The 11728-nt window shown below is 62.3% G+C and carries 11 protein-coding genes; 9 read left to right on the top strand and 2 right to left on the bottom strand.

Annotation, left to right across the window (positions count from 1 at the left end; genetic code table 11):
• Positions 1-158, bottom strand: a 158-nt coding sequence (locus IQ26_RS37925; protein WP_145723450.1) for a co-chaperone GroES, incomplete at its 3' end; no start/stop codon positions are given.
• Positions 159-489: 331 nt separating this feature from the next.
• Between IQ26_RS37925 and IQ26_RS37920 the strand changes: the two genes are divergently transcribed.
• From IQ26_RS37920 to IQ26_RS37900, 5 genes are all read left to right on the top strand, one after another.
• The gene (locus tag IQ26_RS37920) at positions 490-1425 is read left to right on the top strand and encodes a bifunctional helix-turn-helix transcriptional regulator/GNAT family N-acetyltransferase (RefSeq protein ID WP_145723449.1); all 936 of its coding nucleotides are present in this window, start codon (positions 490-492) and stop codon (positions 1423-1425) included.
• Between the two features lie 89 nt (positions 1426-1514).
• Positions 1515-1994, top strand: a complete 480-nt coding sequence (locus IQ26_RS37915) for a MarR family winged helix-turn-helix transcriptional regulator (protein WP_145723451.1) — start codon at positions 1515-1517, stop codon at positions 1992-1994.
• Positions 1991-3169, top strand: a complete 1179-nt coding sequence (locus IQ26_RS37910; protein ID WP_145723448.1) for an HlyD family secretion protein — start codon at positions 1991-1993, stop codon at positions 3167-3169. The genes IQ26_RS37915 and IQ26_RS37910 overlap by 4 nt, the downstream gene beginning before the upstream one ends.
• 427 nt (positions 3170-3596) lie before the next feature.
• Entirely contained in the window at positions 3597-5126 is a 1530-nt protein-coding gene (locus IQ26_RS37905) for a DHA2 family efflux MFS transporter permease subunit (RefSeq protein WP_145723447.1), read from the top strand.
• Between the two features lie 173 nt (positions 5127-5299).
• Complete coding sequence (locus tag IQ26_RS37900; RefSeq protein ID WP_145723446.1) at positions 5300-7981, top strand: EAL domain-containing protein; 2682 nt, start codon at positions 5300-5302, stop codon at positions 7979-7981.
• 87 nt (positions 7982-8068) lie between these two features.
• Here IQ26_RS37900 and IQ26_RS37895 read toward each other — a convergent pair whose 3' ends face one another.
• On the bottom strand, positions 8069-8584 hold the full coding sequence (locus IQ26_RS37895) for a CAP domain-containing protein (protein ID WP_145723445.1): 516 nt from the start codon (positions 8582-8584) through the stop codon (positions 8069-8071).
• 446 nt (positions 8585-9030) lie between these two features.
• Here IQ26_RS37895 and IQ26_RS37890 point away from each other — a divergent pair, with 446 nt between their 5' ends.
• From IQ26_RS37890 to IQ26_RS37875, 4 genes are read left to right on the top strand one after another with little or no spacing between them, the layout of a single operon-like run.
• Positions 9031-9372 (top strand): ArsR/SmtB family transcription factor, encoded by a 342-nt coding sequence (locus tag IQ26_RS37890; RefSeq protein WP_145723444.1) that lies wholly within the window; start codon positions 9031-9033, stop codon positions 9370-9372.
• On the top strand, positions 9369-10295 hold the full coding sequence (locus IQ26_RS37885) for an SRPBCC family protein (protein WP_145723443.1): 927 nt from the start codon (positions 9369-9371) through the stop codon (positions 10293-10295). Before IQ26_RS37890 ends, IQ26_RS37885 begins: the two co-directional genes overlap by 4 nt.
• Positions 10296-10331: 36 nt before the next feature.
• Positions 10332-10484: a dihydrofolate reductase family protein gene (locus IQ26_RS37880; protein WP_145723442.1), complete on the top strand. Its 153-nt coding sequence runs from the start codon at positions 10332-10334 to the stop codon at positions 10482-10484.
• Between the two features lie 41 nt (positions 10485-10525).
• A complete protein-coding gene (locus tag IQ26_RS37875; protein WP_145723441.1) occupies positions 10526-11074 on the top strand; it encodes a dihydrofolate reductase family protein in 549 nt (182 codons plus the stop codon).
• The last annotated feature ends 654 nt before the right edge of the window (positions 11075-11728 follow it).

The following is an 11728-nucleotide window of genomic DNA, read 5'->3' as shown; positions in this document are numbered from 1 at the left end:
TCGTCGCGGGCGCCGGAACCGACGGCGATGATCTCGCCTTCCTGCGGCTTTTCCTTCGCCGTATCCGGGATGATGATCCCGCCGGCGGTCTTGGATTCGGATTCAACCCGGCGTACGACCACGCGGTCATGAAGCGGGCGGAACTTCGACTTTGCCATTTTTTATTCCTCGATGAGAATGGTGAGAACAGTTCCTCCATCCGGCGGCGCCGGACCTGGTTAGCACTCACCGATGGCGAGTGCTAACGTGGCGGTGAGATAAGCCGGCGGCTCGCGAGAGTCAAGGCGCGCGAGAGCCTAATTCAGCCGTGCCGCTCCGGAATGATGACGTTACCGGCGCCTCAGCGATTCAACTACCAGAATCGGGCACTGTTCCGCCATGCCATAGCCAGGTGGAGGTGATGCGAATGCTGTCGAACCGGCCCGCCGATCTCCTAAATACTTGACTATGTCAACTAAATGGTTGATCTTGTGCGAGCAGGAGGATGCCATGACGATTCATCATCAACCCAGCAAGGAGCGGATCGATGCGGTGCGGGCCTTCAACCGCTTCTACACCCGCCAGATCGGCCTGCTCGACGAAGGATGGCTGAAAAGCGCCTTCTCGCTGACCGAGGCTCGGGTGCTATACGAACTGGCGCATCGCGATGGCCTGACCGCCACTGACCTGGCGCGCGATCTCGGTCTCGACCCCGGCTATCTCAGCCGGCTGTTGAAGAAGTTCGAGGAGCGCGGCCTGGTCGAGCGTACAGCGACGGAAGCCGATGCGCGGCGCTCGTCGATCACGATGACGCCGGCGGGAAGAACGGCCTTCGCGCCGCTGAACCAGGGTTCCCACGATCAGGTCGCGGCCTTGCTCGACCGGCTTCCCGCTCTGGACCAGGACAGGCTGGTCAAGGCCATGCTGACGGTGCAACGCCTGCTGGACGAGACTGCGGAGCCCGAGGTCCCCTACATGCTGCGGCCTTTGCAGGTCGGCGATATCGGCTGGATCACCCATCGCCAGGGCCTGCTCTACGCGCTGGAGTATGGCTGGGACGAAACCTATGAGGCGCTGGTCGCCGAAATCCTCGGCGCCTTCGTCAAATCCTTCGATCCGAAATGGGAACGCAGCTGGATCGCCGAGCGGGAAGGGGAGGTCGTCGGCTCGGTCTTCGTAGTGCGCAAGTCGGACGCGGTGGCGAAGCTGCGCCTGCTCTATGTCGAGCCTTCGGCGCGCGGCCTTGGCATCGGCAAGCGGCTGGTCGATGAATGCGTGAGTTTTGCCCGCGCCAGGGGCTACAAGACGCTGACGCTGTGGACCAACGACATTCTTGTCTCGGCGCGCCGCATCTACGAGGCATCAGGCTTCAAGCTGGCCGACGAGGAACGCCACCACGCCTTCGGCAAGGATCTGGTCGGCCAGAACTGGAACCTGGAGCTGTAGCGCTCTTCCTGCGGTTGCCATGCAACTTGCCGGCTTCTGGCACAATGCGGCGTCTTGAATAATAAGCACGCTTATAATATATGCCGCTTATGGTTTCCGACGGCATCGACAGACTGGGCTTTTTGATCCACGACGTGCAGCGCCTGATGCGCAAGCGCTTCGAGGCGAAGGCCAGCGGGCTCGGCCTTTCCTCGGCGCAGTGGCGGCTTATGGTCCGCGTCGCCAAGGAAGAAGGCATCACGCAAGCGCGGCTCGCCGAGCTTCTCGAGATCGAACCGATCAGCGTGTCGCGCCTTGTCGACCGTATGGAGGAGGGCGGCTGGATCGAACGCCGTTCCGACGCCGCCGACCGCCGCGTCCGCATGATCTTCCCGACCGCCAAGGCGAGTGAGGCTTACGCGGAGGTCAAGAGCCTTGCTGGCGAAGTCTATGAGCAATCGCTGACCGGCGTGTCGCCTGAGGATCGCCGCGTCCTGATCAGGGCGCTGGAGGCGATGGCCGAAAACCTGGCGGACGGCGAAACGCCGTCCTGCGAGAAAATCAAGGGTGCAGAAGGCGCAGCAGCATGAACGCGGTAGCCAAGGTAGATGAGAATGCGACCAAGCTGGAGATGGAAGCTCCCGTGCAGCCGGCGGCGGCTCCGGTGGAGGTCGCTCCGCAAATAGCACCGGCGCCGCTGGCGCCGAAGAAGAAGCGCCGTGCCGGCCGTTTTCTTTTGATGTTCGCACTGCCCGCAGCGCTGATCGCCGGCGGCAGCTATGTCTGGGTGACCGGCGGCCGCTATCAGGAAACCGAGAACGCCAATCTGCAGCAGGCCAAGGTGTCGATCGCCGCCGATACGGCGGGCCGCATCGTTCAGGTCGACATTTTCGACAACCAGTCTGTCAAGCAGGGCGACGTGCTGTTCGCCATCGATCCCGAGCCCTACCGGATCGCGCTGGCCCAGGCCGACGCGGCTGTGGCCGGCGCGCGCCTCAATGTCGAGCAGCTGCGTGCGGCCTACAGCCAGGCGGTGGCGCAGGAGAAGTCCGACGCCAGCCAGGTCGACTACGCGCAGTCGCAATACGACCGGGCCGCCGACCTTGCCCGCAAGGGCATCAATGCCAAGTCGTCGCTGGACGAGGCCAGGAACGATCTCGACAAGGCCAGGCAGCAACTGGCCGTGGCCCAGCAGGGCATCCTCAGCGCCAAATCGGCCCTCGGCGGCAATCCCGATATCGAGACCGACGAGCATCCGACCGTGATGGCGGCACTCGCCGCGCGCGACAAAGCTGCCTACGATCTGGCGCAGACCAAGGTCAGGGCGCCCGCCGACGGCATCATCAGCCAGGCTGCCTCGTTCAAGGTCGGCCAGTATGTCGGCTCGGGTACGCCGCTGTTCTCGCTGGTCGAGACCGGCGACACCTGGATCGATGCCAATTTCAAGGAAACCCAGCTCACCAACATGAAGCCGGGCCAGAAGGCCGAAATCGTGGTCGACACCTATCCGGGCAAGACCTTCGAAGCCACGATCAAGGCTATCGGCGCCGGCACGGGGGCCGAGTTCTCGCTGCTGCCCGCCCAGAACGCTACCGGCAACTGGGTCAAGGTCACGCAGCGCATTCCGGTGCGCCTGGAACTGGCCGATGCCGACGCCAGGATGGCGCTGCGCACCGGCATGAGCGCGACAGTCACGGTGGACACCGGCGTTTCCCGCGGGCTTCCCAGTATCTTCGGCCACGCCACGGCGGGTGAGGCGCAATAGGACGTCGGAAGTAGAATTCTCGCCTCACAGCGAGAGCAAATGCACGAGAGGAGATGACAGGATTGGTCCGGTGGGACGTGCGGTGAGGGTTGGGGTTCGGACCGGGCTGCGTTGCGGCCTGACCGAAGCCTGAACAACGCGACGCAGCCCCTTCGGTCCTCAGGTTTCCGGGCGGCAGGCGTCCGTCTTATCGAGACGCTCGGTCGATGTAACCCCCACATCGATAGTCGCGTCCCACCGCGATGAGGGTCTCTCCATACGGAAGGCCTCGCCGCCCGGAAACCTTGCGCATCGGCCCGAAAATCGGAATCGATTTTCAGAAAGCACGATGCGCGGACTCAAAGTACTAGAGCGTACTTTGTGCGTCCAAATGGACGCACGTCGCTCTTGTGTACACGTTTTTGTTACCTGTCGGAAGTTCCGCATCATGAGCACGCCAGAACCCTTTCGCGAAGTGCCGCGTCGCGGCCTGATCACCGTCGCGCTCATGCTGGCGACGATCATGCAGGCGCTCGATACGACGATTGCCAACGTCGCGCTGCCGACCATGACCGGCGATCTCGGCGCCTCCCCCGACAACATCAACTGGGTGCTGACGTCCTACATCGTGGCCGCGGCCATCATGACGCCGGTCACCGGCTGGCTTGCCGACCGCCTTGGCCGCAAGGAACTGTTCCTGACGGCAGTGGTTGGCTTCACCGTCTTCTCCATGCTGTGCGGCCTGGCATGGAGCCTTGAAACCATGGTGCTGTTCCGCCTCATGCAAGGCGTGTTCGGCGCGGCGATCGTGCCGCTGTCGCAGACCTTCCTGCTCGACATCAACCCCAGGGAGCGTCACGGCCAGGCGATGGCCATCTGGGGCGCCGGCATAATGCTGGGACCGATCCTCGGCCCGACTTTGGGTGGCTGGCTGACCGAGAATTTCAACTGGCGCTGGGTCTTCTTCATCAACCTGCCGGTCGGCATCATCGCCTTCCTCGGCTTGGCCGCATATCTTCCCGGCATCGCCAGGCGGGTGCGGAGCTTCGATTTTTTCGGCTTCGCCATGTTATCGCTCGGCGTCGGCGCGCTTCAGCTGCTGCTCGATCGCGGCGGCGAGGTCGACTGGTTCTCCTCGGCCGAGATCTGGATCGAGCTAGGTCTTTCGATAACCGGCTTCTGGGTGTTCATCATTCACACGATGACGGCGGAGCATCCCTTCATCGACCCGAAGATCTTCCTCGACCGCAATTTCGTGACCGGGCTGGCCTTCATCTTCGTCATGGGCGTGCTCATCCTTGCCAGCATGTCGCTGCTGCCGCCAATGCTGTCCACCATCTTCGGCTACCCGACCGTCACCATCGGTGTCGTCATAGGGCCACGCGGTGTCGGCACGATGATTTCGATGCTCCTGGTCGGCCGCGTCATGCACAGGGTCGATGCCCGGATCCTCGTCGTTATCGGCTTCCTCCTGACCGCGCAATCGCTCCATACGATGTCCGGCTTCTCGCCGCAGATGGACGATTGGCTGATCATCAGCTCCGGCGTCATCCAGGGGCTGGGCATGGGAATGGTGTTCGTGCCGCTGTCGACCGTGGCCTTCGCCACGCTCGACGCACGCTTCCGCACCGATGCCACGGCGCTGTTTTCCCTGGTGCGCAATCTTGGCTCGTCGATCGGCGTGTCGGTGGTGACGGTTCTGCTGGTACGCAACACGCAGGTCAATCATGCCGAACTCTCGGCCTACATCAATCCGTTCAATCCCAACCTGCGGGCGGTGTCGCCGGCAGCGGCGGGCGGTGATCCGACGGCGCTTTCCCAGGTGGATGGCATGGTCAATATCCAGGCGATGATGATTTCCTACGTCAATGACTTCAAGCTGCTGATGATGATGACGCTGCTTGCCATCCCGTTTGTTTTCCTGCTGCGCAAGCCAAGGGCCGGACCGACCGCCGGTCCCGCCGCGCATATGGACTGATGTTCGATCCGGGCCCGAACTCAAGCCGTGGCCCTTGAGAAATCCACGCCCGGTGGCCTCCTGCATCGAGCCGGTTCACCGACCATTAGTATATCCGGACCACAATGCACCCGTTTAGCTTGCAGGCGAGCTTTCTGTGCCTCGCCCTAAGCGCCGAGCCGGAGGATTTCCGTTTGGTCACGAAATCATCGAGGCAAGCCGCCGAAGCGCCCGAATCGACCAATCTGGCCGCGCTGGCGAAACTGACGACCGCCTCGTACGAAATTCTCGAGCGCGAGCTTCGGGCTGCGATTGCAGCACTCGAGGACCAGGCGCTGCGGTTCGAGACGGCGATCGACAACATCTCGCAAGGCATCTGCTTTTTCGACGCCGATGAACGGCTCATCCTGTGCAACCGCCGCTATGCGGAGATTTACCGCATTGCGCCCGAACAACTGCAGCCGGGTCTGACGCTGGGCGAAATCGTCGAACGCCGCGTCGCTGCCGGGACATCCGCGATGGCTGCCGATGCCTATCTCGCATTGGCCCGGGCGGTCAATTCGGGAGCGGCCTCGAGAAACTGGACCGCCAATCTCATCGACGGCCGGACAATTCAGATCTGCCACCGGCCGATGCCCGACGGCAGTTGGATCGCCACACATGAGGACATTACGGAACTCGCCGCCAATCGCCTGATCGTCGACGAGCGCATGTCGCTGCAAACGCTGATCGACTGGGTACCCGACTACATGTGGGTCAAGGACACCGAAAGCCGCTTCGTCGTGGCCAACAGGGCCATTGCGTCCGACAATGGCCGGGACAAGACGAGCGACATGATCGGTTTGACCGATTTTGACCTTCATGCCCCGGACCTCGCGCAGAAATTCCGCGCCATCGAGCAGGACGTGCTGCGCAGCGGACAGCCGATGATCGACGAGGAAGAGTTTGTGGTCGATGCGTCAGGCGCCGGCAAATGGTTCTCGTCGACGAAGGTGCCGTTGCGCAATGTTCAAAGTGACATCTTCGGTCTGGTAGGCATCGCCCGCGACATCACTGCCCGCAAGCAGGCGGACGTCCTTCGGGACGGGCAGGCGCATATACTGGAAATGATCGCGACGAGCGCTCCGCTCGAAGACGTGCTCGACCGCCTCATGCGCCTCGTCGAATCCCAGTTGACGGGGATATTGGGGTCCGTCCTGTTGCTCGACAAGGATGGCAGCCATTTGCGGCACGGCGCCGCGCCGGGTTTGGCGAAAGACTATACGAACGCCATCGACGGGGTTGCCATCGGTCCCAAGGTGGGATCCTGCGGAACCGCCGCCTACCGGCGCGAGCCGGTGATCGTCGCAGACGTCATGCAGGATCCGCATTGGGAGGATTACCGCGAACTGGCGGCGGCCCATGGCTATCGTTCGTGCTGGTCGACGCCGATCCTGTCGCATCAGGGCGCCGTGCTGGGCGTCTTTGCGATGTATTCGACGACGGTGCGCGAACCGACCGAGGCCGAGACCCGGCTCATCGATTTCACGACGCGCATCGCCGGGATCGCCATCGAGCGCAAGCTGGCCGAGGATCGGATCCACTTCATGGCCAACCATGATGTGCTGACCGGACTCCCAAATCGCGCCTTGCTCGAGGACCGGCTTTCGCAGGCGATCCTGTACGCGCAGCGATACGATCGTTGGGTGACGGTGGTGTTCATCGATCTGGACAATTTCAAGCTCGTCAACGACACGCTTGGCCATAATGCCGGTGACGAGCTGCTGAAGACCGTTGCCGCCCGCATGGTCGAGTGCGTAAGGGCGACTGATACCGTCGTGCGGCTTGGCGGCGACGAATTCGTCATCGTCCTGTTCGACCAGCCGACGAACGTCGATCGCATCGCCGAGACCCTGCAAAAAATCCGTATGGCGATTGCGGAGCCGGTTCAGCTCGGAGCGCATCGGCTGCGGGCGACGGCCAGTATCGGCATTGCAAGCTACCCCAAGGATGGGGCGAACCCGGACGCGCTGCTGGCCAATGCCGATGCAGCCATGTACCGCGCGAAGGAGTTCGGTCGCGACAATTTCCAGTTCTATGCTCCCGAATTCAACACCACGGCGCATGAAAAATTCGTGCTTCAGGAGGAATTGCGAAACGCCCTGGCCCGTTCCGAATTCACCCTTGTCTATCAGCCGCAAGTCGATCTTCGGTCGGGACAGGTCTTCGCGGTCGAAGCGTTGGTGCGCTGGAATCATCCGACGCGGGGCACGATACCGCCGACCGCCTTCATTCCGGCGGCCGAGGAGACAGGCCTGATCGTACCGATCGGCGACTGGGTTCTGCACGAAGCCTGCCGGCAGAACAAGGACTGGCAGGACGCGGGTCTGCCGCCGATGACTATCTGCGTCAATGTGTCGGCCCGGCAATTCAGGGAAAGGAACCTGATCGGCCGCGTCGTCAACGCGCTCGCGGACAGCGGTCTGGAGGCCGGGTATCTCGAGCTGGAGGTGACCGAAAGCCTCATCATGCAGGATATCGACCTGGCGGTCGCGACCATGAACGAACTGCAAAGCCTGGGCGTTCAGATATCGATCGACGATTTCGGAACGGGCTATTCCAGCCTCAGTGCGCTCAAGACCTTTCCGGTCGCGCGGCTGAAGATCGACAAGTCCTTCATCAACGATCTCGTCGCCGACGAGAACGATCAGGCTGTCGCCAGCGCCGTGATTTCATTGGGTCAAAAGCTCAATCTGAGGGTCATTGCCGAGGGCGTCGAAACAGAGGATCAGGTGGCCTTCCTGCGCAGGAATAACTGCGATGAAATGCAGGGCTATCATTTCAGCAAACCGGTTTCGGCCAGCGACATCGGGGAATTGCTCGGTCGCAAGGACTGACGGCCTGATGATCCGCAACCGATGGGCGCGCCGCACATATGACGGCTGCGGATTGGGCCGGCGTGCCGGTCCCTGTTTGCCCGACCCCTATCTGCCCAGAACCAGGCTCCAGTAGCGCAGCGAGCTGTCGCGGCCGTCGCGGACATAGGCCAGGCCAAAGCGCGTGAAGCGCGGGTCGAGCATGTTGCGGCGATGGCCGGCCGAATGCATCCAGATATCGAACAGTTTAGGCTCGTCGAAGCGGCCCGCGGCGATGTTTTCGGCGGCGGCACCGGCGATGCCGTTGCCCCGGACGCGCGAGGCAAATCCCTTGCCCCAGCCGGTGGTGTGGGTCATGCGGCCGCCGCGCGCCATATAGCCGGCCTGCTGCAGGGCTGCCTGCTCGAGCCGGGGATCGGGGACAAGCGGTCCAAGACCGGCGGAAGTGCGGATGCCCGCCAGCCTGCCGGCGGCCGAGGCCGAGACACCGGCGCCTTCGCCGGTGGGCAGTACTGTGGCGCAGCCAGCGAGCCCGGCCAGTGCGGCAAGGCCGGCAGCCCTAAGCAGCGCTCGCCTGTTAAGGCTTGATCGGACTTCGTCATTTTCGATTTTCGCAACGGTCATGCCCGCCTGACATAGCGGGGATCATGGCTTTTGCCGGGCAGGCGCTCAAAAATCTCGGGCACTGCGGTCCGTCTTCCCGGTGGTGAAATCCGACGCGTGGTACCGGGACGGAATACCAGTTTGACTCATCGGAGACCTTTAATTCTCCTCTTTGCGAATGGCAGCAATGCGCCGCTTCGGGCGCCATCAACGGACATTGATCGATGAAATCCACGGGCATTGCCCTCACAGGCAAAAGACGAGCCTATGTCCTGACCAGAGCAAGCCGGCGATCCAAACGATGCGCTCTTTAGTCGGGAAGGCCAGCCTTGCGGTAGCCTTCAACGAAGCGCAGGAGCACTGGAAGCCGCCTGCTCCAAGAACTCGGCGCGTTTGGGCGGAAAAAACTTAGCGACTTGACGAAGTTTTCGCTTGTGCCACCGGCAAATTGGGCGATAGTTAGCGACATGGCTAAGCATGATCCTGATCTCTCGCTGCTCTTCCACGCGCTCGCTGATCCGACCCGCCGGTCGATCCTGACCCGGCTCGCCGAAACACCTGCGCGGGTAACGGATCTGGCTGGGCCCACGGGACTACGGCTGCCCACGGTGATGCGGCACCTTTCCGTGCTGGAGGAGGCAGGGTTGATCACCACGTCCAAGGACGGGCGGATACGCACCTGCGCCATCGTACCCGAGGCTCTGGATCCGGTGCGGACATGGCTCGATGAACAGCGGGCCATCTGGGAGGCTCGGCTCGACCGGTTGGATGCATTTGTGATGAAAGTGATGAAGGAAAGCGAAGAATGACACAGAACCTCGCTACAGACAGTGCGGCCCGTGCGGTGCCTGAGGATAGGAAGGGCCGCTTTGCGACGCTCACCTTCGAACGGGACGTGGCCGCGCCATTGGCCGTGCTGTGGGAGGCATGGACGGCCCCGGCCGCGCGGGCGATCTGGGCTGCGCCATCGCCCTCGGTCACCGTGGAAATCCTGGAAACCGACATCAGGGTCGGTGGCCGCGAGACCTCGCTCTGCAAGGTAGAAGGCCAGCCTGATATCCGCTGCGAGAATGGCTGGCTTGCGCTGCGCCCAGCGGTGTGCAGCGTGAACTACGAGGTGATCTCGTCCGAAGGCGCGACGCAATCAGCAGCGCTGGTGACAGCCGAATTCGAAGGTGCTGACGAGCGCAGCCGGCTGGTCGTGACGGTGCAGCTTTCCTCGCTGGCGGAGGACATGGAGGCAGGCTATCGGGAAGGCTTCGGCGCTGGTCTGGACAACCTCGCGGGCGCGGCTGAACGAACCATGGTGCTGCAGCGGGTGATTCAGGCGCCGCGATCCATCGTGTGGGGCGCCTGGATGAACTCTGAAACGCTGCCACAATGGTGGGGGCCGGAAGGCTACTCCTGTCGCACGAAAAGGATCGATCTGCGCACGGGCGGCGAATGGGTATTCGACATGATCGCGCCTGATGGCACGATCTTCCCGAACCACCATCTTTATATCGAGGTCCGGCCCGAGGAGAGGATCGGCTATACGCTGCTTTGGGGCGAGAACGGGCCGAAACATGCCGACGCCTGGGCCTCGTTCGAGGATCAGGTCGGGGCAACGAAGGTAACGCTGGGCATGGTATTCAGCACGGCTGCCGAGTTCCAGCAGGCGAAGGGCTTCGGTGCCGTGGAACTGGGACTGCAAACTCTGGGCAAACTGGAACGCTTCGTCGCATCCCGCTGAAATGCTGCGACTTCCCGTCGGCTCTAATTAGGGCTTGTGGACGAGGTCCTCATCCATGTCGCGCCCGTCCTCATCGGCGACGGCATCCGCCTCTTCAATCAGAAGGGCATGGAGCCGGTCAGGCTGGAGAAGACCGCAGTCTCGGAAGCGGGGCAGATCACCAACATGCGCTTCCGCTTCGCGGGATAGGGCCGAGAATTCACAAAGGGATACACAAGGAGGAGGGTTCTATGAGAAAACTGATCATATGGGACATGGTGACCGTCGACGGCTTCTTCGAAGGTCCGGACAGGGACATCAGCTGGTTCGTCTTCGAAGAAGAACTCGAGAACTACATTCGTGAGACCCAGGAAAAGGCCGACACGCTGATCTTCGGCCGCGTGACCTACGAGCTCATGGCAGCCTATTGGCCGTCCGAGCAAGGCTGGATCGCGGACTTCATGAACAAGATCGAGAAGGTGGTCTTCTCGCGCACGCTGAAAAGCGCCGACTGGAACAACACGAAGCTCTTCAACGGCAATGTCGCGGAAGAAGTCTCCAAGCTGAAGACCAGGGACGGCGAAAACATCTTCGTGTTCGGCAGCGCCGACCTCACGGCGACCCTGATGGAGCACGGCCTGATCGACGAGTATCACCTCGGGATCAACCCCGTCATTCTCGGGAGAGGCACGCCGCTCTTCAAGGGCGGCCCGAACCGGATACCCCTGAAGCATCTGGAGACGAGGACGCTCAAGTCAGGTGTTGTCATCCTCCATTACGCGCCGGAGAGCAGCCAATGACGATCGATCCGCTCTTTCCCGTCGACTAAAGGCGCGTCGCGTTTGAATGGATTCTAGCGACGCGCTTTTAGTTCTTGTTTTTATGCATGTCGTTATCGCAAAACCGCTGCACACTTTCGCGCGACATGCATTTAGGCTTGTCGAAATGGGAGGGCCTGGGGAAGCGGCGCACTCCGGACGATCGGCGGCCAAGGGGCGTAGCAGCCATCACCTTAAATCCGTGAATGACCGCTTATGGATCTGGCGCGGCCAGCTCGGAAGAGCCGAACTAAGGTCGGAAGCTGTCGTCGCGCGACTCTGAGGCGTGAACGGCAGCTATGCTCTACCTTATTCCTGAAACCCGCCAGTCCGCTTCCGTGAAGAGTTTCGGGCGCCGGCAGGCGTACGAAAGTCCCCGAGGAAGGAACCCGCGGGCCACAGGCGATGGCTATGGGGATTTCGGATTTCGGCAGATGTCGGCGATTGCGCGACCGCCGTCGGGAAGCTCTGGGGTGAATGCGGACAGACCGCTTCGTTGCGCCTCCGCGCGGTGTTGTCGGGACGGTGGGCAGCTGGGCGCGGCCCTGTCGGCGCCGATGATCACCATGGACGCGCGTGGGTTCGCCGCCGGAGGCTGAGTGCCTGCAGCTGAAGGCGGAACCATTCCATGCCGGG

The sequence above is a fragment of the Mesorhizobium tianshanense genome, from assembly GCF_007830515.1.
Taxonomy (GTDB): domain Bacteria; phylum Pseudomonadota; class Alphaproteobacteria; order Rhizobiales; family Rhizobiaceae; genus Mesorhizobium; species Mesorhizobium tianshanense.
The sequence above is the reverse complement of the archived record's forward strand: the minus strand, read 5'-3'. Positions and strand labels throughout refer to the sequence as shown.